Origin of the sequence: Rhodanobacter terrae (assembly GCF_042657005.1) — a bacterium.
Classification (GTDB): Bacteria; Pseudomonadota; Gammaproteobacteria; order Xanthomonadales; family Rhodanobacteraceae; genus Rhodanobacter; species Rhodanobacter terrae.
The window spans coordinates 1-23,161 of the sequence record NZ_JBHSNG010000033.1; the positions used below are offsets into that span (position 1 = coordinate 1).

Annotated in this window: 14 protein-coding genes; all 14 read left to right on the forward strand. The window is 66.7% G+C overall.

What is annotated here, in order from left to right:
• Window positions 1-889: 889 nt before the first annotated feature.
• The gene (locus tag ACFPPB_RS18505) at window positions 890-1,921 is read left to right on the forward strand and encodes a sugar ABC transporter substrate-binding protein (protein WP_377329828.1); all 1,032 of its coding nucleotides are present in this window, start codon (window positions 890-892) and stop codon (window positions 1,919-1,921) included.
• A 67-nt stretch (window positions 1,922-1,988) separates the two neighbouring features.
• On the forward strand, window positions 1,989-3,143 hold the full coding sequence (locus ACFPPB_RS18510) for an ABC transporter permease (protein ID WP_377329830.1): 1,155 nt from the start codon (window positions 1,989-1,991) through the stop codon (window positions 3,141-3,143).
• 10 nt (window positions 3,144-3,153) lie between these two features.
• Window positions 3,154-3,957, forward strand: coding sequence for an ATP-binding cassette domain-containing protein (locus ACFPPB_RS18515; protein WP_377329832.1), 804 nt, complete (start codon window positions 3,154-3,156; stop codon window positions 3,955-3,957).
• Between the two features lie 39 nt (window positions 3,958-3,996).
• A complete protein-coding gene (locus tag ACFPPB_RS18520) occupies window positions 3,997-5,943 on the forward strand; it encodes a bifunctional 5-dehydro-2-deoxygluconokinase/5-dehydro-2-deoxyphosphogluconate aldolase (RefSeq protein ID WP_377329834.1) in 1,947 nt (648 codons plus the stop codon).
• On the forward strand, window positions 5,940-7,892 hold the full coding sequence (gene iolD / locus ACFPPB_RS18525) for a 3D-(3,5/4)-trihydroxycyclohexane-1,2-dione acylhydrolase (decyclizing) (RefSeq protein ID WP_377329836.1): 1,953 nt from the start codon (window positions 5,940-5,942) through the stop codon (window positions 7,890-7,892). Before ACFPPB_RS18520 ends, iolD begins: the two co-directional genes overlap by 4 nt.
• A 7-nt stretch (window positions 7,893-7,899) precedes the next feature.
• Window positions 7,900-8,814: a myo-inosose-2 dehydratase gene (iolE, locus tag ACFPPB_RS18530; RefSeq protein ID WP_377329838.1), complete on the forward strand. Its 915-nt coding sequence runs from the start codon at window positions 7,900-7,902 to the stop codon at window positions 8,812-8,814.
• On the forward strand, window positions 8,811-9,608 hold the full coding sequence (iolB, locus tag ACFPPB_RS18535) for a 5-deoxy-glucuronate isomerase (protein ID WP_377329840.1): 798 nt from the start codon (window positions 8,811-8,813) through the stop codon (window positions 9,606-9,608). The genes iolE and iolB overlap by 4 nt, the downstream gene beginning before the upstream one ends.
• Window positions 9,609-9,755: 147 nt before the next feature.
• Window positions 9,756-11,279 (forward strand): CoA-acylating methylmalonate-semialdehyde dehydrogenase, encoded by a 1,524-nt coding sequence (locus tag ACFPPB_RS18540; protein WP_377329842.1) that lies wholly within the window; start codon window positions 9,756-9,758, stop codon window positions 11,277-11,279.
• 414 nt (window positions 11,280-11,693) lie between these two features.
• On the forward strand, window positions 11,694-14,114 hold the full coding sequence (locus ACFPPB_RS18545; protein ID WP_377329844.1) for a GH92 family glycosyl hydrolase: 2,421 nt from the start codon (window positions 11,694-11,696) through the stop codon (window positions 14,112-14,114).
• A 292-nt stretch (window positions 14,115-14,406) separates the two neighbouring features.
• Complete coding sequence (locus ACFPPB_RS18550; RefSeq protein WP_377329846.1) at window positions 14,407-16,950, forward strand: TonB-dependent receptor; 2,544 nt, start codon at window positions 14,407-14,409, stop codon at window positions 16,948-16,950.
• Window positions 16,951-17,026: 76 nt separating this feature from the next.
• Complete coding sequence (locus ACFPPB_RS18555) at window positions 17,027-18,160, forward strand: phosphatidylinositol-specific phospholipase C1-like protein (RefSeq protein WP_377329848.1); 1,134 nt, start codon at window positions 17,027-17,029, stop codon at window positions 18,158-18,160.
• Window positions 18,157-19,710, forward strand: coding sequence for a CehA/McbA family metallohydrolase (locus ACFPPB_RS18560; RefSeq protein ID WP_377329850.1), 1,554 nt, complete (start codon window positions 18,157-18,159; stop codon window positions 19,708-19,710). Before ACFPPB_RS18555 ends, ACFPPB_RS18560 begins: the two co-directional genes overlap by 4 nt.
• A 72-nt stretch (window positions 19,711-19,782) precedes the next feature.
• Window positions 19,783-20,760 carry a carbohydrate kinase family protein gene (locus ACFPPB_RS18565; RefSeq protein WP_377329852.1) on the forward strand — a complete coding sequence of 326 codons (978 nt, stop codon included), beginning with the start codon at window positions 19,783-19,785 and terminating at the stop codon, window positions 20,758-20,760.
• Window positions 20,757-23,132: a GH92 family glycosyl hydrolase gene (locus ACFPPB_RS18570; protein ID WP_377329853.1), complete on the forward strand. Its 2,376-nt coding sequence runs from the start codon at window positions 20,757-20,759 to the stop codon at window positions 23,130-23,132. Before ACFPPB_RS18565 ends, ACFPPB_RS18570 begins: the two co-directional genes overlap by 4 nt.
• Window positions 23,133-23,161 lie beyond the last annotated feature (29 nt).

Consider the following 23,161-nt stretch of genomic DNA (forward strand, 5'->3'; position numbering starts at 1 on the left):
GCGTTCGTCCTGGCTCAGGTGCGTGTAGCTCAATGTGCAGTTCCACTTGGCGGTGAAGCTGCGCAGGCTACCGCACCTGCGCTACTTCCCGGGGCTGGAGTGATGCACTTCTAAATTGAATCCGCCAAGTAAGGAGGAGTCGAGCCGGGGCGACTTACGGTTGCATCCGAGTCGCCGGAGCCCGGCCGACCAGCTTTTCCCGGACCCCCGCGTCGCGGCGCTCGCAGCTCACGCACGACCTAAGGATGCTCTGAATTAGTCCAGACGCGAGAATCAGAAGTCTTTTACCTTGATGATTTGCGGTGACAAGCGCTGGAAAATTCGGACTTATTCAGACCACCCCAAGGAACGACGTCACTGCGTTCCGGAGAAAGGCACACACCGGCCGTGGCCTGCATCGTGGGAGCGACTTCAGTCGCGATGGCCGCGGCAGCGGCCTGCAGCATCCCGGCGTTGCAGCGGCTCGATGCACAATCAGGCGGCGCAGCGCACTGCCATGCGATCGCGACTGAAGTCGCTCCCACAAGGGGCACTCTTCTCCAGACCGCAGTGGACTTATTCAGACCATCCCTAACTTTCGCCCACCGCAATGGTCACTGCGGCGCCCAGCGGCAGAGTCGCGCGTGGGCCATCCGTCGGGCGACAGAACTTCGGACCGATCCGTGGAGGCGCACAATAACCGTCCTGTAGTGGAAGGATTGTCAAATGCGAACGACGGAGCACATGCCGGAGGCATGCGTGGAAGTTTGTTTCCAAAAATATTATTTGTGCAATGCAAGTTGCAATTTGCGTGAACGTTCCTATCCTCAACCGGTCCGCACGACGTTACGGCGTCGCGCAATCACCCCGCACTGCCGGGCGGAGCCGGTACCGACGCTTTGGAGACCTTATGCGCACTCGATGGCTATCGGCACTGATCCTGGCGCTTGCCGGCGTCGCGTCGGCGTTTGCGGCCAACGTCGCTCCCGCCAATGGGCACTTTGTGCTGATCAGCCACGCCGCCGATTCGGATGTCTGGTGGAACACGGTCAAGAATGCGATCGAGCAGGCCGGCGACGACTACGGCGTGCAGGTGGATTACCGCAATCCGCCCGACGGCGACCTGGCCGGCATGGCGCGGCTGCTCGAGCAGGCGGCCGCGCACAACTATGACGGCGTGGCCTTCGATATCGCCGACTACGACGTACTGTCCAGGCCCGCCGCCCGCATCACCGCCAAGGGCATCCCCGTCGTCACGATCAACTCAGGCACCACGCAGGAGAGCGCGAAGCTGGGTGCGATCATGCACATCGGGCAGCCGGAATACGCGGCGGGCAAGGCGGCCGGCGAGCGCGCCAGGGCCGCTGGCGTCAAGTCGTTCGTCTGCATCAACCACTACGCCACCAATGCCGCTTCGTTCCAGCGCTGCAAGGGTTTCGCCGATGCCCTCGGGGTCGACGTGCGCAAGTCGATGGTCGATTCCGGCGTGGATCCCACCGTGGTGCGAAGCAAGACCGGCGCCTACCTGCGCAACCATCCCGATACCCAGGCCGTGCTGGCGCTGGGCCCCAGTTCCGCCGAACCCGCGCTGCAGGCGCTGCGCAGGATGAACCTCGCCGGCAAGATCTATTTCTGCACCTTCGACCTGTCGCCGGCCATCATCGCCGGCATCAAGAGCGGCGAGATCGCTTTCGCGATCGACCAGCAGCCTTATCTGCAGGGCTACATGGCGATCGCCGTGCTCGCCATCGCACACCGGGACCGCACGCGCGACCCGGCCACGATCATCGCCGCGCTGAAGGCCAATCCGAAATTCCAGGCACGCCTGAAGACGTACGGGTTGAACCCCGTCTATGGCGTGGACGAGGCCAGCACCGGCCCGTCCTACGTCACCCGGGACAACGTGGACCTGGTCGCGAAGTATGCCGGCCAATTCCGTTGAGGCCGCAGACAGTGCCCGGAGATAACACGGTGGAAAACCGATACGGCGCAGCGGCATCGGAGACTTCATGCGCGTGACGACTTCGCAAGCCGCCATCACGAACAAGCCGGACGAGCGCGTCAGGCGCATTTCGCCGTGGCGCGGCCTGCTCAACCGCCCTGAGTTCGGCTCCATCGCGGGCACCGTGCTGGTGTTCGTGCTGTTCGGCATCTTTGCCGGCGGCTCGGGCATGTTCAACCTCGACGGCGTGATGAGCTGGGCCCAGGTCGCCGCCTATCTCGGCATCATTGCGGTGGGTGCGTGCGTGCTGATGATCGCGGGCGAGTTCGATCTCTCGATCGGCTCGATGATCGGCTTCGCCGGCATGATGGTGGCAGTGCCTGCGATGTTCCTGGGCTGGCCGGTCTGGGCGTCGGTGTTGTTCGCGTTCGCCGGCTGCATGGCGCTGGGATGGCTGAACGGCTATCTGGTGGTGCGCACCCGGCTGCCCAGCTTCATCGTGACGCTGGCCTTCATGTTCATCCTGCGCGGCCTCACCCTGGTGCTGTCCACGTATTTCTCCAACAGCACCATCGTCGGCGGCGTGGGCGACAAGCTGGGCGCCGATCCCGTCGTGCACGCGCTGTTTCAAGGCAGCACGTTCCACCGCCTGTTCGCGTGGCTCGCCCACGCCGGCCTGATCGACAAGCTGCCGAACGGCGAGCCGGTGGTCAACGGCGTTCCCAAGGTGCTGTTCTGGTGGCTGGCGATGGCCGGCTGGGCGGGCTTCATGCTGTCGCGCACGCGCTTCGGCAACTGGGTGTTCATCGTCGGTGGCGACAACAACACGGCAAAGAACGCGGGCATCCCGGTGAACCGGGTCAAGATCAGCCTGTTCGTGTTCACCGCGTTCTGCGCCTGCCTGTTCGGCGTGCTGCAGGTGGCCGATGTCGGCTCCGCGGCGGCCGACCGCGGCGTGCAAAAGGAGTTCGAAGCGATCATCGCGGCGGTGATCGGCGGCACCTTGCTTACCGGCGGCTACGGGTCGGTGCTGGGCGCCTGCTTCGGTGCGCTGATCTTCGGCGTGGTGCAGGTCGGCATCTCCTTTACCAGCATCGATTCGGACTGGTACCGGGTGTTCCTCGGCGCGATGCTGCTGCTGGCGGTGCTGTTCAACCACTACATACGCTCACATGCAGGCCGATCGCATGCAGGCCGGTCACATGCGGGCACGGGCAAGTGAGGGCGCAGCCATGACCAGCGGGGACGGCCACGATTGCATCCTGCAGCTCGAAGGCATCAGCAAATTCTTCGGCACGGTGATTTCGCTGCAGGACGTCACCTTGCGCCTGCGCCGGGGCGAGGTGCACTGCCTGCTGGGCGACAACGGCGCCGGGAAATCCACCTTGATCAAGACGCTCGCCGGCGTGCACCGCCCCGACCGCGGCCGCTATCTGATCGAGGGCCAGGAGGTGAATTTCACATCGCCGCGCGAGGCGCTGGACCGAGGTATCGCCACCGTCTACCAGGACCTCGCGCTGGTGCCGCTGATGAGCGTGGCGCGCAACTTCTTTGCCGGACGCGAGCCGATGCGCAAGCTGTTCGGCGTGATCCCGGTGATGGACATGAAGTACGCGGAGGACGTCTCGGTCCGCAAGCTCGCCGAGATGGGCATCCACGTGCGCTCGCCGCAGCAGCCGGTCGGCACCATGTCCGGCGGCGAGCGGCAGTGCCTGGCCATCGCGCGGGCGATCCACTTCGGCGCCCGGGTGCTGATTCTCGACGAGCCGACCGCGGCACTGGGAGTCAAGCAGAGCTGCAACGTGCTCAAGCTGATCCACACGGCGCGCGAGCGCGGCATCTCGGTGATCTTCATCACCCACAACGTGCACCATGCCTACCCGATCGGCGACAGCTTCACCGTGCTCAACCGCGGCCGCTCCATGGGCACCTTCCTCAAGAGCGCAATCAGCGAAGGAGAAGTACTCGAAATGATGTCCGGCAACGCGGAGATTCAAGGCCTGATCGACGAACTGGAAGGCCGTGCGACTGCCTGAACCTGTACCGCGCCCCTTCCCCTGCATAAGTGGTCAGCGATGAACGAACGCCAGTACGACCTGATCTGCCTGGGCCGCCTCGCCGTGGATCTCTACGGCCAACAGCCCGGCGCGCGTCTGGAAGACGCCACCAGCTTCGCGAAATACCTGGGCGGATCCTCCGCGAACGTCGCCTTCGGCACGGCGCGGCTCGGCCTGCGCACGGCGATGCTGAGCCGGGTCGGCGACGACCATATGGGCCGTTTCCTGTGCGAAACGCTGACTCTCGAAGGCTGTGATGTCGGCCAGGTGCGCGTCGACAATCGGCGCCTCACGGCGCTGGTGCTGCTCGGCATCAAGGACCGCGAGACTTTTCCGCTGATCTTCTATCGCGAGAACTGCGCCGACATGGCGCTCGACGAGAGCGATGTCGACGAAGCCTTCATCGCCTCCAGCCGCGCACTGGCGATCACCGGCACCCACTTCTCCACGCCCGGCGTGCATGCCGCCAGCGTCAAGGCGCTGGACCTCGCGCGCAAGCACGACGTGCGCACGGTGCTGGATATCGACTACCGACCGGTGCTGTGGGGCCTGACCGGCCACGGCGATGGCGAGACGCGCTTCATCGCCGATGCCGGCGTCACCGCGCATCTGCAGGCGATCCTGCCGCAGTTCGACCTGATCGTCGGCACCGAGGAAGAATTCCAGATCGCCGGTGGCAGCACCGACCTGATGTCCGCCTTGCATGCCGTCCGCACCGTCACCGCGGGCACCCTGGTCGTGAAGCGCGGCGCGTTCGGCTGCAGCGTGATCGAGGGTGCGATTCCGGCCGAGCTCGATCAGGCACCGACTTATGGCGGCAGCCGCGTGGAGGTGCTCAACGTGCTGGGTGCCGGCGACGCGTTCATGGCCGGCTTCCTGTACGGCTGGCTGCGCAACGAGGGGATCGCGCGCAGTTGCCGTTATGCCAACGCCTGCGGCGCCCTGGTCGTCTCGCGGCACGGTTGCGCGCCGGCGATGCCGAGCCGTACGGAGCTCGATTACTTTCTCGCCCATGGCGATCGTCTGCAACAACCGGACAGCGACAGCGAGCTGGCGCACCTGCATCGCGCGAGCGTGCCGCGCCGGAGCTGGGACGACCTGCATATTTTCGCCTTCGACCATCGCAGCCAGTTCTACGAGCTGGCCCGCGAATGCGGGGCGGACGAATCGCGGCTGCCCCGACTCAAGCGGTTGCTGGTCGACGCCGTGGCCCGCGCCGAACAGGAGCTCGGTCTGCGGCAGCGCGTGGGCGTGCTGATCGACCAGCGCTACGGCCAGGACGCCTTGAACGCGGCCACCGGCCGCGACTGGTGGATCGGCCGTCCGGTGGAAATGCCCGGCTCCAATCCGCTGGAGTTCGAATACGGCCGCTCGCTGGGCAGCCAGCTGCAGCACTGGCCGGCCGAACACGTCGTCAAATGCCTGGTGCCGTTCGATCCCGACGGCACGCCGGAAACGCGGCTGGAACAGGAAACCCAGCTGCGCACGCTCTACGACGCCGTACTGCAGAGTGGGCACGAGCTGTTGCTGGAAGTGATTCCGCCGCCCAACCTGCACGCTGCCGGCACGCCGGGCGAGCGCATGCTGCGCGCCATGAAGCGCATCTACAACCTGGGGCTGCGCCCCGAATGGTGGAAGCTGGCGCCCCTGCCGGCGCAGGACTGGGCCGCGATCGATGCGCTCATCGCCGAGCGCGATCCGTATTGCCGTGGCGTCGTGCTGCTCGGCCTGAATGCGCCGTTCGCCGAACTGGCCGAGGGCTTCCATGCCGCCGCGGGCAGCACGAGCTGTCGCGGCTTCGCGGTCGGCCGCAGTCTGTTCCTCGAGCCGGCGCGTGCGTGGCTGCAGGACGAGATCGACGATGCGACGCTGGTAGCTCAGGCCGCGCAACAGTTCGCCGAACTCGCGGGACTCTGGCGGCAGGCGCGCGAGGCGCACGCATGCAGCGACGGAGTCACCGCATGAGCACCACCGTGCGACTGACCATGGCCCAGGCGCTGGTGCGCTACCTCGCCGCGCAGCAGGTGCGCGACGAGGAAAGCGGCGAGTTGCTGCCGTTGTTTGCCGGCGTGTTCGCGATCTTCGGCCACGGCAACGTGGCCGGACTCGGCGAAGCGCTGTACCGGCAGCGCGACCGGCTGCCCACGTATCGCGCGCACAACGAGCAGGCGATGGCCCATACCGCCATCGCCTACGCCAAGGCGCACATGCGGCGACGCATGATGGCGGTGACCAGCTCGATCGGCCCCGGCGCCACCAACCTGATCACCGCCGCCGCGCTGGCCCACGTCAACCGCCTGCCGGTACTGCTGCTGCCGGGCGACATCTTCGTTTCGCGCGCGCCGGATCCGGTGCTGCAGCAGCTGGAGGATTTCGGCGACGGCACCGTGAGCGTCAATGACTGCTTCCGCCCCGTGTCGCGCTACTTCGATCGCATCGTGCGGCCGGAACAACTGCTCACCGCCCTGCCCCGCGCCATGCACGTGCTGACCGATGCCGCGCTGTGCGGTCCGGTCACGCTGGCGCTGCCGCAGGACGTACAGACCGAAGCCTGGGACTGGGCCGAGGATTTCTTTGCCGAACGCGTGCACGCCTTCCGCAGCGCGCCACCGGCTCCCGACGACATCGCCGCGGCGGCGCAGGCCTTGCGTGATGCCAGACGTCCCGTGCTGATCGTCGGCGGCGGCGCGTTGTACGCCAGGGCCGGCGACACGGTGCGCCACTTCGCCGAAACGCATGGCGTGCCGGTGGCCGAGACCCAGGCCGGCAAAGGCTTGCTGGCATGGCACCACCCGTTGCAGCTGGGGCCGGCCGGTGTCTGCGGCGCCGGCGCCGCCAACGACCTGCTGGCCGATGCCGACGTCGTGCTGGCGGTCGGCACGCGCCTGCAGGATTTCACCACCGGCTCCAACGCGCTATACCGCTCGGCACGCGTCATCACCCTCAACGTCAACGGCTACGACGCGCTGAAAGGCGGCGACGTGCAGATCCTTGCCGATGCTCGACTCGGCTTGGGTGCGTTGTCCGCCGCACTGGGCTCGTGGTGCACCGACGCCGCATGGCGCGAGCGCGCCGAGCATGCCGCCGCCGACTGGCGTGCCATCGTGGATGGCATCACCAGCCGGCGCGAACTCCCGCCGGGCACGCTGCCCTATGACGGTGAAGTCATCGGAGCGGTGCAGCGCTCGCACGACGATTCTGCGCGCACGGACATCGTGGTCGGTGCCGCAGGCACGCTGCCGGCCGAGCTGGAAAAACTGTGGCGCACCGAAACGCCGGGCGGCTATCACATGGAATACGGCTACTCCTGCATGGGCTACGAGATCGCTGGCGGCCTGGGCGTAAAGATGGCCAAGCCTGATCGCGAAGTGATCGTGATGCTCGGCGACGGCAGCTATCTGATGCTCAACGCGGAAATTGCCACGTCGGTGATGCTGGGTCACAAGCTGATCGTGGTGGTGCTGGACAACCGCGGCTACGGCTGCATCGACCGCCTGCAGCAAGCCTGCGGCGGTGCGCCGTTCAACAACATGCTGGATGACTGCCGGCTGGATGACTGCGGGCTGGATGACTGCCGGCTGGATGACCGCCTGCACGGACCGGATGGCGTTCCCACCATAGACTTCGCAGCGCACGCGCGCGCCATGGGCGCCGAAGCCGAGCACGTGCACGGCATCGCCGAACTCGAACAGGCGCTGCGCCGCGCCCGCGCCGCTACCCGCACTTATCTGATCTCCATAGACACCGACCCACGCCGCACTACCACCGAGGGTGGCTGCTGGTGGGACGTGGCCGTACCGGAAGTATCCGACCGTGCGGATGTGCGCGAGGCGAGGCGCAAGTACGAGGCGGCCAAGCAGCAACAACTCGGCACCTCCTCAGGGAAAACTCGGGATGGGGAGACTCGTGGATAGAAGAACTATGGCCAAGCCATTCGACGTGAAGATCGGCATCAACCCGATCAGCTGGAGCAACGACGATCTCCCCGCGCTAGGCGGCGAGACGCCGCTGTCGACCGCGCTGACCGAAGGCCGCGCCATCGGCTACCAGGGCTTCGAGCTGGGCAACAAGTTTCCGCGCGAGCCGGCGGCCCTGCGCGAGCTGATGGCCGGCTATGGTCTGGAGGTGGTGTCCGGCTGGTATTCGGGTCGGCTCGCCCGGCGTTCGGTGGAGGAGGAGATCGCCGCCGTCGGTCCGCATCTGCGCCTGCTTGCCGAGAACGGTTGCCGGGTGATGGTGTATGGCGAAGTGGCCGATTCCATCCAGGGCGAGCCGTCTGTCGCACTCTATAAGCGCCCGCGCTTTCGCGACGACGATGCCTTCAGGCACTACGGCGAGCGGCTCACCGCGTTCGGTCGCTACCTGCTGGGGCACGGCGTACGGCTGGCGTATCACCACCACATGGGCGCTTACGTGGAAGCGCCCGACGACATCGACCGCGTCATGGCATACACCGGCGAGGAGGTCGGGCTGTTGTTCGACAGCGGTCACGCCTACTTCGGCGGCGGGGACCCGCTGGCCGTGCTCCGCAAGCACATCCGTCGCGTCTGTCATGTGCATTGCAAGGATGTGCGCCCGGCCATGATCCGCCACGCGTTCAATCGCCAGTGGAGCTTCCTCGACGCCGTGTTGAACGGCGTGTTCACAGTGCCCGGTGACGGCGCCATCGACTTCGGCGCGATCGTCGATGTTCTGCGCACGCATGGCTACCAGGGCTGGCTGGTGGTCGAGGCGGAACAGGACCCGACCGTCGCGCCCAGCTACGCGTACGCCAGCAAGGGCTACCGCACCTTGCGCGCGCTGCTCGACGGCTCGCCACTGCAGGAGGTCGCATGAGCCTGCTGGTGAAGGGGCGGCCGCAGGGCTGCGAAATCGTCAAGGTCACACCGGCGTCGGCAGGCTGGAAGCACGTGGGCTTCGAGGCGTTCCGTCTGGCGCCGGGCGAAAGCCTGCGGCTGATGCTGCCCGCCGGCCGCGAAGGCTGCCTGGTGCTATTGAGCGGCGACGCCGATGTGGTTGCCGATACGCAACGCTTCGAGCATCTGGGCGGCCGCCTGAGCGTATTCGACGAACGTTCGCCCGATGCCGTCTACGCGCCACCCGGCACGCGGTTCGAGATCGCGGCGCATGATGCGGTGGAGCTGGCGCTGGCCACCGCGCCGGCCGGCCGCCGTCTGCCGGTCCGCCTGATTCCCGCAGCCGGCATGAAACGCACGACCCGCGGCCAGGGCAGCAATACGCGCTACATCTGCGACATCCTCCCGCAAACCGATCCGGCCGAATCGCTGCTGGTGGTGGAAGTGGTTACGCCGGCGGCGCATTCCTCCAGCTATCCGCCGCACAAACACGACACCGACAACCTGCCCTCCGAAAGCGCGCTGGAGGAAACCTACTACCACCGCATCGACCCGCCGCAGGGGTTCGCGTTCCAGCGCGTGTACACCGACGCGCGCGACCTGGACGAATCGATGGCCGTAAGCGACCACGACGTGGTGATGGTGCCGCGCGGCTACCACCCGGTGGTGATGCCGCATGGCTATCGCGGCTACTACCTCAACGTGATGGCAGGCCCCCACCGCGAATGGCACTTCAGGAACGACCCGGCGCACGAGTGGTTGATGTCGCGCTGAACGCATGCACAGGGAGTCTCGAACAATCTTCGTCATCCCTGCGAAAGCAGGGACCCTGCGACTTTAAGGCGCCAGAAAGCACGGACGCCGGGTTCCTGCTTTCGCAGGAATGACGGCTTTTTTGATGCCCCACAGAGGAATACGAACATGTCCGCGCAAGCTTCCGCACACATCCCGGCCTCGACGATAGGTCACTACATCGGCGGCCGGCACCATGCCGGCAGCGGCGCCGGCGTGCCCTCCTACAATCCCGCCAGCGGCGCGCAAACAGGCACGATCGCGCTGGCTACGCCGGACGAGGTGGACCTCGCCGTCAAGGCCGCGGACGCCGCATTCCCCGCATGGGCGCAGACGCCGCCGCTGAAGCGGGCGCGCGTGATGTTCCGCTTCAAAGAACTTCTGGAGCGCGACATGCACAAGCTCGCCGCGGTGATCACCCGCGAGCACGGCAAGGTGTTCTCCGATGCCCGCGGCGAGCTGGTGCGCGGCATGGAAGTGGTCGAATACGCCTGCGGCATCCCCGAACTGCTGAAGGGCGACTACACCGAGCAGATCGCCAACGGCATCGACGCCTGGACCATGCGCCAGCCGCTGGGTGTGTGTGTCGGCATCACGCCGTTCAATTTCCCCGCGATGGTGCCGATGTGGATGTTCCCGATGGCGATCGCCTGCGGCAACAGCTTCGTGCTCAAGCCGTCCGAACGTGATCCCGGCGTCAGCCTGCTGCTGGCCGAGCTGCTCAAGGAAGCCGGTCTGCCGGACGGCGTCTTCAACGTGGTGCAAGGCGACAAGGGCGCGGTGGATGCGCTGCTGGACCACCCCGGCGTGCGGGCCGTGAGCTTCGTCGGCTCCACCCCGGTCGCCGAATACATCTATGCGCGGGGTGCCGCGAACGGCAAGCGCGTGCAGGCGCTGGGCGGCGCCAAGAACCATATGGTCGTGATGCCGGACGCGGATCTGGACAAGGCGGCCGACGCGCTGATCGGCGCCGGCTACGGCGCCGCGGGCGAGCGCTGCATGGCGATCTCGGTGGTGGTGGCGGTGGGCGACGCGACGGCCGATGCGCTGGTCGACAGGCTTGCACCGAAGGTGCGTGCGCTGCGCGTCGGCGACGGCATGGACGAACAAGTGGAGATGGGCCCGCTGATCACCGCCCGGCACCGCGAAAAAGTCACCGGCTATATCGACGACGGCGTCGCCGCCGGCGCCGAACTGGTGGTCGACGGGCGCGGATGCCGCGTTGCCGGTTTCGAGGGGGGCTACTTCCTGGGCGGCACGTTGTTCGATCGCGTGACCGCCGACATGCGCATCTACCGGGATGAAATTTTCGGTCCGGTGCTATGCATCGTCCGCGTGCCGGATTTCGCCAGTGCGCTCAGGCTCGTCGACGAAAACGAATACGGCAACGGCACGTCGATCTTCACGCGCGACGGCCACGCGGCGCGCGAATTCGCCCATCGCGTGCAGGTGGGCATGATAGGCATCAACGTGCCGATTCCGGTACCGATGGCCTTCCACAGCTTCGGCGGCTGGAAGAAGAGCTTGATGGGCGACCACTACGCCCACGGTCCCGAGGCCGTGCGCTTCTACACCCGGCAGAAAGCGGTCACGCAGCGCTGGCTGGCCGAAGCGACCGGCGCCGGCGCGCAATTCGCGATGCCCACGCACTGATCTCGCACAGCACCGCGCACCAACTGCGGGAGCGACTTCAGTCGCGATGCGCACGCAGTGCGCCGCGGTTTGCCGGAAACCTGAAGCCGCTGCGCGGCCATCGCGACTGAAGTCGCACCTACAACGCACAGCCGTGCCGCCGTCTTGTCCCCTCTGCGGGGAAGCTTTGCCGTGGGTCGCGAACTTTCCCGACAACACGGCTCCGCGCGAAACATGACGAGCTTCAAGTAACTGCCACATCACTGCAATCAGAAGTTAATTTCTATCTTTCACAATTTGTGCAATGCAAGTTGCAAATGCATGCGAGCGCACGCATTCTTGCCCCCGCCGATGCAGCACGGTCCTCTGAACCGTGCGCCATCCCGTAGGTGCAGTGCTTTTTCTGTTGTCGATCTACGTATGGGGAGAGCGTGAATGGTGACCCGCAGACGGTTCCTGCAAGGCGCGAGCATGCTGGCGTTGCTGGGTGCGCGGCCTAACCTGTTGTCGGCATTCGCCGCCCCCGCTGCCCGCACGGGCGCGACCGCCGGGGGATGGACTCGCTGCGTCGATGTGTTCACCGGCACCGGCGGCCATGGGCACACGTATCCGGGGGCCTCGCTGCCGTTCGGCATGGTGCAGCTCAGCCCCGATACCCACGACAGCGGATGGGATGCCAGCTCGGGCTATCACCAGGGCGACGGCTCGATCATGGGCTTTTCGCATACCCATCTCAGCGGCACCGGCATCGGCGACATGCTCGATGTGTTGCTGATGCCCACGCAGGGGCCGGTGCTGTTGCAGCCGGGCAGCCGCGGTCTGCCGAACGAAAACTACCGCTCGAAACACGACGGCGTGTCGAGCACCTCGCCGCTGCTGTCGGCGGACAACGACGCGCATCCGGGACAGGGCTACCGGTCGCGCTACGACCGTGCCTCGGAGCAGGCGCAGCCGGGCTATTACCGGGTACGCCTGACCGATCACGACATTCTCGCCGAGCTGACCGCCACGCTGCGCGCGGGCCTGCACCGCTACACCTTCCAGCGGCCCGGCACGGGACATCTGCTGCTCGATCTCGCCCACGGCTATCACACCGACCCCGCGCAACCTGCCAGGGTCACCGATGCCGAACTGCGGGTGATCGGCAACGACACCGTGGTCGGCGGCCGGCGCGTGCACGAATGGGCGAAGGGTCGGCACATCTATTTCGCGATGAAGCTGTCGCGCCCGTTCGAACGCGCCGTGCTGTATGCCGACGACATGCCGCTGTCCGATTCTGCGCACACCGCGAAGGGCGACAAGCTCAGGGCCGCGCTGCATTACGCCGATCCCGGCCATGCGCCGCTGCTGGTGAAAGTCGGCATCTCGGCGGTGGATACCGAGGGCGCGCTTCGCAACCTGCAGGCGGAGATACCCGGCTGGGATTTCGAGCAGGTGCAGCACGCCGCCGCTGCCAGCTGGGAGCGCGAACTGGGCCGCATCCGTGTCGAAACCGCCTCGGAGCAAGTGCGCCGAACTTTCTACACCGAGCTGTACCACACCATGCTGGCGCCGACGTTGTTCAGCGATGTCGACGGCCGCTATCGCGGCATGGACCTGGCGGTCCATCAGCTGCCGGACGGACAGCACAACTACAGCACCTATTCGCTGTGGGATACCTATCGAGCGCTGCACCCGCTGCTCACGCTGTACCAGCCCGAGCGCGTGCCGGACCTGGTCAACGGGCTGGTGCGGATGGCCGTCGAAAGCCCGGACGGTCCGCCGGTCTGGCCGCTGCAAGGTGTGGAGACCGGCTGCATGATCGGCCACCACTCCGCCGTGGTGCTGGCCGAAGCGCATGCGAAGGGTTTCCGCGGCATCGATTACGAACGAGCGTGGCCGGTATTCCGCAAACGCGCGATGGACGACGACTACCGCGGGCTGCCGCTCTACCGCAAGCTCGGCTACATCCCCAGCGACGAGGAAAGCGAAGCGGTCAGCAAGACGCTCGAATACGCGTACGACGACTGGGCGCTGGCCCATCTCGCCGAGGCTGTCGGTGCGCGCGCGGATGCCGGGCAGCTGCGCCAGCGTTCGCGCAATTACCGGCACGTGTTCGACCGCAAGCTGAGCTTCGTGCGGCCGCGCGCCAGCGACGGGCGCTGGCTGGAACCGTTCGATCCGCGCGGCATGGGCCATGCCGCGAAGTGGCGCGACTTCACCGAATCGAACGCGTGGCAGGCCACCTTCCTCAACCAGCACGACCTGTACGAATACATGAAACTGTTCGGCGGCGAGCGGGCGTTCGAGCGCAAGCTGGATGGGCTGTTCAATGCCGATCCGAAGCTGCCTGCCGATGCGCCGCCGGACATCGCCGGCATGGTCGGCCAGTACGCGCACGGCAACGAGCCCAGCCATCACGTGGCCTACCTGTATGCGTATGCAGGAGCGCACCACAAGACCCAGGCGCGCGTGCGCATGCTGCTGGACACGATGTACAGCACCGCGCCCGACGGCTTTGCCGGCAACGAGGACTGCGGGCAGATCAGCGCCTGGTACGTGCTCAGTGCGCTGGGTTTGTATGCGGTCGATCCGGTGAGCGCGAACTACGTGTTCGGCAGTCCGCTGCTCGACCAGGCGGAAGTCGACGTCGGCGAGGGCCGCGTGCTCACGGTAAAGACCCGGGGCGGCGGGCCGGACCGGCCCTACATCCAGTCGGTGTCGTGGAACGGCCGGCCGTGGACGCGCAGCTGGATCAGCCACGCCGAACTGACTGCCGGAGGCACCCTGATTTTCGAGATGGGCGCGGCGCCCAACGAGCGCTTCGGCGCCGCGCTGGCCGACCGGCCTCCATCGTTCGGTAACGCGGCCAGTTGAACATGCGAGTTCGACTCCCCCAAAACCCTTCAGACGACAACCGCCCGGCCCAGCGATCCGCCGGCTGCCATCACCCCGCGGCAGAAGTCGCGGGCTGGATGCACACGCCGAGGAATACCCCGGCCTGGAGCCCGAGCCATGGACGCACTGGGTCCGCACGGCGCGGCACGCGCCGTGCGGACGCCGGTAACAACCTTGCCGCATGAACTTCAACGCATGTCACCCATGCAGCCACATCCGCTTCGTGCCCGACCGCGTCGGGCCGCCCAACAAACCAGCCAGGAGATTCGTGATGCGTCCCCAAACCATTAGCCGTGCGATTCGCACTGCATTGCTAGGCAGCGTGCTTCTCGCCAGCGCCATGCCCGCTTTTGCCCAGGACAACAACAGCGCCGACCAGAACGCGGCGACGTCCAACGCCGACAAGGCCAAGGCGAAGGCGAAGACGCTCAACAGCGTGGTCGTCACCGCGCGCTCCGGCGTGGAGACGCGCACCAAGGCCGAGACCAGCTATTCGATCACCACCATCGACGAAGACCGCCTGCGCATGCAGGCACCCACATCGGTCACCGAGGCGATGAAATCGGTGCCCGGTTTCTGGGTCGAGGCATCCGGCGGCGAGGCCAGCGGCAACATCCGTGCACGCGGCATCCCGGTGGACGGCTTCGGTTCGGTGACCTTGCTGGAAGACGGCATTCCGGTGCAGCACGACCCGGCGCTGGGTTATCTCAACGCCGACCAGGCGTTCCGCCTGGACGAGACGATCGAGCGGATCGAGGTAGTGCGCGGCGGCCCGTCGTCGGTGTTCTATTCGAACGCGCCGGCCGGCGCGATCAACTTCATTCCGCGCCGGGTCGGCGACACGCCGGACGGCCTGTTCAAGTACACCGTCGGCGACTACGGGTTGAACCGCGCCGACTTCTGGTACGGCACCCCGGTCGGCGACGGCTGGAAGCTCGGCGTGGGCGGTTTCTACCGCGTCGACGACGGCATCCGCGACCCCGGCTTCCACGCCAACGATGGCGGCCAGATCCGGGTCAATCTCTCCAAGGATTTCGAGCACGGCCGCTTCAGCGTCGACTACAAGCACCTGGACGACGATGTCGCGCTGTACCTGGGCATTCCCATGCGCACGTATCCCGACGGCAAGATCAAGGCGGTACCCGGTTTCGACGGCAACTTCGGCACGCTGGCCGGGCCGGAGACCGAGCACGTGATGATGAAGGAAGGCGACGGCAGCCTGTACAACTTCGACAACAGCCTGGGCACGCAGGTGAAGCGCGATCAGCTGACCTTGAAGTTCGACTACGACCTCGGCGCGGACTGGAAGCTGGCCGAGTCGATGCGCTACGACGACACCAAGACCCAGCGCAACGGCATGTTCCCCAACACCCTGATGAGCGCCACCAGCTTTCTGAACTCGTCCGCGAACCGTACCGCATGGCAGCCGTACCTGCCGGCCGGCACCGCCGGCATGCAGCTGCGCTACGTGGACAACCCCTCGCAGGTGTTCAACAACCAGAACCAGAACGGCAACGGACTGATGGTGATCGGCGGCTTGCGCGGCGTCACCATGCCGCTGCAGGAGTTCATCAACGATACCCGGCTGCTGCGCAAGTTCGACATCGGCGGACAGACCCACGATATCTCGCTGGGCTACTACTACGCCCACTTCAACCAGGGCTTCAGCCGCTATTCCTCCACCGCGCTGCTCGACGTGCGCGACAACGCGAGGCTGCTGAACCTGGTGGCGGTGGACGCCAACGGCAATCCGCTGGGCACGCTGACCGACAACGGCATCTACCACTACGGCTACGAGTGGGAGAACGCCAACGGCAGCTCGGCCACCAACGCGCTGTATCTGTCCGACGAGTGGCAGGTCACCGACGCGCTGCGCATCGACGGCGGCGCGCGCTGGGAGCACGTGAACACCCGCGGCTGGGTCGAGCTGAAGCAGACGCTGAACCAGGGCACGCTGCCCACTTCCTCCATCTCGGCCGGTACCGGCCAGACCGTGTCGTACGACCACAGCTTCCACAAGCTGGGCTGGACGCTGGGCACGAACTACCAGTTCTCCGAGCGCTCCGGCGTGTTCGCACGGTGGACCTCGGCGTTCCGCCTGCCCAACCTGAGCAGCTACATCACCAGCCCCACGGCCACGCCCATCATCCAGACCATGAAGCTGGGCGAGGCCGGCTACAAGTTCTCCAACCGCTGGCTCGATCTCTACGCCACCGCGTTCTACACCAAGTACGACAACGTCGGCTTCAACAACTACGTGTTCGATCCCAACAACGGCACGTCGACCGCGCAGCAGGGCTATGCCACCACCAAGACCACCGGCATCGAGCTGGAAAGTACCTGGTACCCGGTGGACTGGTTCGACGTGCAGGTCACCGCGACCCTGGAGGACCCGAAGTACAAGGGCCTGAGCTACACCGACAAGACCAGCACCGGCCCGGTGCTGCGCAACTTCACCGACAACCAGCTGATCCGCGTGCCGAAGACGAGTTACCGCGTGGTGCCCGGACTGAACCTGCTGAACGGCAAGCTGCGCGTGCAGCTGGCCTTCGAGCACGAGGGCCCGCGCTTCGTCGACACCGCCAACTCGGTGCGGCTGCCGGCCTACAACGTGCTCAGCGCCAGTGCACGCTACGACGTGTCGCCCGCGTGGTCGGTGTTCCTGTATGCCGACAACATCAACAACTCGCTCGGCCTCACCGAGGGCAACCCGCGCGCCGGCGAGCTGCAGAGTGCGGATGCAGGGGCGAACACGTTCATCGCCCGACCGTTGCTGGGCCGCGCTTTCCGCGCCGCCGTCATGTACCGGTTCTGAGGGGTACGGCCGGGCGGCAGACCGCCCGGCCATACCGGTTCGCATGAAAAAACCGAATCCTTTACATCGATATGTCGTGGCCGTCGCCCTCACGTTGCTGCCCTGGGCGCCGGCGCTGGCGGCCTGCGACCTGGAAGTGCCTACAGCCGGTTGCGATCTGGCCACGCTGGACGGCACGCTGCACATGAACGACCTGCAGGCCGTCGGCACCCACAACAGTTACAAGCAGGCGATGCCGCCGGCCGAACTGGCCGCCCATCGCGCCCGCGACCCGAGGGCCGACGGCATCGACTACGGCCATCGCCCGCTGGGCGAGCAGCTCGACCGCGGTGCACGCACGCTGGAACTGGACGTCTACTACGACCCCCGCGGCGGCTACTACGCGCACCCGCCCGGTGCGCTGCGCAAGGGCTACACCCGCTCGCCGTGGTCGCCCGCCGCGACCCGGCAGATGCAGCAGCCGGGCTTCAAGGTGATGCACATGGCGGACATCGACTTCCGCAGCAGCTGCCAGACCTTCGTCGCCTGCCTCATGATCATCCGCGACTGGTCGCACAAGCATCCGCGGCACGTGCCCATCATGCTGCTGATCAATGCGAAGGACGGCCCCAGCGGTCCCGGCGCCGTCACTCCGCTACGCTTCACCGAAGCGGCATTCGATGCGCTGGATGCAGAGATCCGCACGGTGCTGTCCGCGACCGATCTGGTCGCCCCGGATGACGTGCAAGGCAATGCGCCCACGTTGCGGGAAGCGGTCCGGGCCGGGCATTGGCCGACCCTGGGCCAGGCGCGCGGCAAGGAGTTCTTCGTGCTCGACGAGGATGCGCCCAAGGTAGCGCTGTATCGCGGCGCGCGGCATTCGCTGGAAGGCCGGGTGATGTTCATCAACACGGATGAAGCTTCGCCCGCCGCCGCCTACCTGACCTTGAACGATCCGCAGACCGAGGCCGCAAGGATCCGCCGCGACGTCGCCGCCGGCTACATGATACGTACCCGCGCCGACGCGGATACCGTCGAGGCGCGCCGCGACGACACGCGCCGCCGCGAGGCCGCCTTCGCCAGCGGCGCACAATACGTCTCCACCGATTATCTATGGCCCGACCCGCGTTTCGGCGACTACATGGTGCGGCTGCCCGGCGGCGAGTCCGCACGCTGCAATCCGCTGCGCGCCCCCGCGTGCCATGCCGCTGCGGCAGGAAAGCATCCATGAACCCGCATCTGCGCCATTGGCTGCTCCATCTCCTGGCCGGCCTGCTGCTGGCCGGCCTGATGGTGCTGTTCGACGCGCTCGGTCCCGCGCACGCTGCCGCGCCGGCCACACGCGAACAGCCCGACCTGGTGCTGCGCGGCGCGCTGGACGGCACGGACAACCAGACCTACCGCATGCTGCCGTTCGACGTGCCCGCGGGAACAAGCCGCATCACGGTGCAGTTCGACTACGACGGCCACGCGAACGAGCACACCCGGATCGATCTGGGCCTGCTCGGGCCGGACGGCTTTCACGGGAAAGACGGTTTTCGCGGCTGGAGCGGCGGCTCGAAGCTGCTGTTCACCGTGTCTGCCACCGATGCCACGCCATCGTACCTGCCCGGGCCGATCGACCCGGGCCGCTGGACCTTGCTGCTGGGCATCCCGAACATTCGCAAGCGCGCCCATGCGAACTACACCGCCAGGCTGTGGTTTGGCCGTCCAGACGACCCGGCGTGGGAACCGGCCGTGCTGAATCCGCCGCTGCGCCACGAGGCCGGCTGGTATCGCGGCGACCTGCACATGCACACCGCGCACAGCGACGGCAGCTGCGCCAGCCAGAGCGGACGCGAGGTGCCCTGCCCCTTGTTCCTCACCGTGCAGGATGCGGTCGGGCGGGGACTGGACTTCATCGCGATCACCGATCACAACACGGTGTCGCAGGCCGACGCGATGCGCGAACTGCAGCCGTACTTCGACCGCCTGCTGCTGATTCCCGGGCGCGAACTGACCACGTTCCAAGGCCATGCGAACCTGCTCGGCACCACCGCGACGGTGGATTTCCGCGTCGACGGCAAGCAGGACTGGAACGCCTTGCTGCGGCAGGTCGCGCCCTTGCACGGGCTGATCTCGATCAACCACCCGATCCGGCCGGACGACGAAACCTGCATGGGCTGCGGCTGGGTGCCCAAGGGCGGCGTGGACCTGCACAAGGTGCAGGCGATCGAGGCCGTCAACGGGATCGACGCCGTCCTGCCGGACTCCGGCATCCCGTTCTGGCAGAGCCTGCTCGATCGGGGCTACCGGCTTACCGCCGTCGGCGGCAGCGACAACCACGACGCCAGGCGCGCGCTGGCATTGCCGAACGCCAGTGTGGTCGGCACGCCGACCACGGTGGTGCACGCCGGCGATTTGTCCATGCAGGCCATCCTCGCGGCCATTCGCGCCGGCCATGTGTTCATCGATGTGCAAGGCAGTCGCGACCACCTGCTGGACCTGACCGCCCGCAGCGGAAGCCAGGCCGCGGAGATGGGCGACGCGCTGGCCGTGCCGGCGGGCCGCACCGTGCGCTTCACCGTCAGCGTCGCGGCGCCGGCCGGTGGCGCGATCGAGATCATCGAGGACGGCAAGGTCATCCATCCCGGCGCCGACCTGGCGCTCCGCCTCGCGCGCCAGTCCGTCTCTTTCGACTGGAGCAGCGACGGCAAGCGGCACTGGCTGCGCGCCAACGTGCGCGGCGCCGCCGGGCAACTGTTGCTGGTGGGCAACCCGATCTACGTCAATGTCGACTGAGTTTGATGGCTGCATCCCGGAGGCTGCCGGAAGCCGTCCGCATCCTCGGACCAGGAGCAAGGGGTTTTTCCGATGACGCGTTCCATCCTCTGCTTTGGCGAGGCACTGGTCGACCTGCACGCCGGGGATTTCGACGAGCGTGGCTTTGCGCAGCAGCTCCGGCCGTTCGCCGGCGGCGCACCGGCCAACACCGCCGTGGCGATCGCACGGCTGGGCGGCCACGCGCGTTTTGCCGGCATGCTTGCGCACGACCGCTTCGGCGACTTCCTTCTCGACAGCTTGCAGCAGGCCGGCGTCAACACGGCGGACGTGGTGCGCACCGATGCCGCCAACACGGCGCTGGCCTTCATCACACTGGATGCGTGGGGCGAACGCAGTTTCAGCTTCTACCGTCCACCGGCCGCCGATCTGCTGTTCCGCGCCGGGCACTTCCGCGAACAAGCGTTCGAGGACACCGCCGCCTTCCACGCCTGCTCCAACAGCCTCACCGATCCGGAGCTGGCGGCCGTCACCCTGGAGGGCATGCGACGCGCGCGCCATGCCGGCACGCTGGTCAGTTTCGACCTGAACCTGCGCCCCGCGTTGTGGCCGCGCGACAGCGAACCGCGCGAGTGGTGCTGGCCGGCGCTGCAGCTGGCCGACGTCGTGAAATTGAGCGCCGAGGAATTCGCATGGCTCGCCGAAGAAGGCGAGGACGCGGCGCTGGATCGTCTGTGGAGCGGCTCCACGCGCCTGCTGATCGTGACCGACGCGGCGCGACCGTTGCGCTGGTTCCATCCCGACGCCAAAGGCGGGTTGTCCGGCTACAGCGTCGATGCGGTGGACAGTACCGGCGCGGGCGATGCCTTCGTGGGTGGCTTGCTGCATCAGCTCGCCCAGCAGCAAGTCCGACCCGCGGATCTCGATCGCTGGGTGGGCGCACTGTCTGGATTGCAGGCGGCCTTGCGCTATGCCAGTGCCTGCGGCGCGCTGGCGGTGACCCGGCGCGGATCCTTTGCAGCGATGCCCGACGCCAGCGAGGTGGCCCGTTTCATGGAAATGCCGCCATGAGCACACCGGCGATGCCGAACTTCCGCTGCGACGGCTCGGCGCGTGGCCACATCGCGGCGCTGCCAGGGGCGACAATGCATGCCAGCGTCTCACCGACACCAGGAGCTGCCCCGATGCGCAACAAGGGTGTCCGTATTCTCTCGATCTGCAGCCTTCTGCTCGTGCTGACCCTGGCCACGGCCGCGTTCGCATCGGCTACACCGAAGACGCCGGTCGACTGGGTCGATCCCTATATCGGCACCGCCGGCAGCGGCTCCGAATATGGCGGCACCATGCCGCTGGCGACCACTCCGTTCGGCATGACCAACTGGACCCCGCAGACCCGGCAGAACCGGGTCAGCGTCAGCTCTTACAACTACGCCGACACGCATATCCAGGGCTTCATCGGCACGCACCAGCCCGCGATCTGGATGGGCGACTATGGCTACGTCACCTTGATGCCGGAGCTGGACAGCATCAAGTACGCGCCGGAGGCGCGGCAGCTGCCGTTCTCGCGCAAGGACGAGGTCGCCACGCCGTATGGCTACGCGGTGACGATGGACGCCGGGAACGGGCGCAAGATTCGCACGGAGATGACCGCGACCGATCATTGCGGCTACCTGCGCTTCGACTTTCCGGCGAAATCCGCGGCCAGCGTGCTCATCGAGGCGACCCGCCCGGGCATTCACGGCTATGTGGAAGTCGACGTGCAGAAGCACGAGGTCCGCGGCTACAACCCCGACCGCCAGGACGCTGTCCTGGGGCCGTTGAAACTGGCCCGGTTCAAAGGCTATTTCGTGGTGCGCTTCAAGCAGGCGTTTTCCGCGCAGAGCGTCTACGAAGGTGTGCTGGTACGGCCGGGAAACCTCCGGGTCGAGGGCGACAACGTCGGAGCCTTCGTATCCTTCGCCACGTCCGCGGGGCAACCGGTCGAAGCGCAGATGGGCACCTCGTTCATCAGTCTGGAGCAGGCCCAGGCGAACCTCGATGCGGAGTTGCCGACGTGGCATTTCGATGCGACGCGCGACGCGCTAAAGGCCGCCTGGAACCGCAAGCTGGGCATGGCCGACATCGCCGGTGCGGACGCGTCGCAGCGACGGATCTTCTACACGGCGCTTTATCACGCGCTGCTGTATCCGCGGCTGTTCTCCGAACACGGGCATTACTACAGCGCCTTCGACGACAAGGTGCATGCGGGTGTCTCCTACACCGACTATTCGATCTGGGACACCTTCCGCGCCGAAAACAGCTTGCTGACCTTGTTCGCGCCCGAGCGCATCGACGACATGGTGACGGCGCTGCTGCAGGACGCCGACGAGGGCGGCTGGATGCCGAAGTGGCCCAATCCGTCCTATACCAACATCATGATCGGCACCCATGCCGATTCGCTGGTCGCCGAGGCGATCGCCAAGGGCTTCAAGGGTTTCGACTGGCAGCGCGCCTACGCGGCCGTGCACAAGGACGCCACCACGCCGCCGGACGGCGACACCACGCGGCGCTGGTTCGACCGCGAGCCGCATACGCCTTACGAAGCACGGGCGGGCCTGAGCTATGCCCTGAAACTGGGCTACATCCCCGCCGACAAGGTGGCCGAATCGGCATCGAGCACGCTGGAGGATGCCTACGACGACTACGCGGTGGCCCAGGTGGCCAGGGCCACCGGGCATGCGCAGGACGAGGCGCACTTCCTCGAGCGCTCACTCGACTACCGCAAGCTGTTCAATCCGGCGCGCGGCTTCATGCAGGCGCGCAATGCCGATGGCTCCTGGGCCTCGCCCGACGACGGCTGGACCGAGGGCGACCAGTGGGTCTATCTGTTTGCCGCGCTGCATGACATTCCCGGCACCGTGGCCTTGCTGGGCGGACCCGCCGCTGCCGAGGCGAAGCTGGACGCGCATTTCAGCGGCGGCCACAACCACCACGACAACGAGCCCAGCCACCACTACGGCTATCTGTACGACTTCGCGGGCGCGCCGTGGAAGACGCAGGCCCGGGTGCGCGAGATCGCCGGCGGCGCCTACTCGGATACGCCCACCGGCATCCTCGGCAACGAGGACTGCGGCCAGATGTCCGCCTGGTACGTGTTCACCGCGATGGGCTTCTACCCGCTCAACCCGGCTTCGGCCGAATACATGATAGGCAGCCCGCTGTTCACCCGCGTCACGCTGCATCTGGCGAACGGCAAGACTTTCACGGTGAACGCGAAGGGCGACTCCCCTGGCAACGTCTACATCCAGTCGGCCGCGCTCAACGGCAAGCCGCTCGATGTCCCGATGATCCGCTACCAGCAGATCATGGCCGGCGGCACGCTGGACTTCGTGATGGGCCCGCGACCGTCGCGCTGGGCAGCGGACTGGCGGCCGCAGGCCATCGTGGCCGATGCCAAACCATGACACGGGCATGCATGCCGCTGCCTGCATGC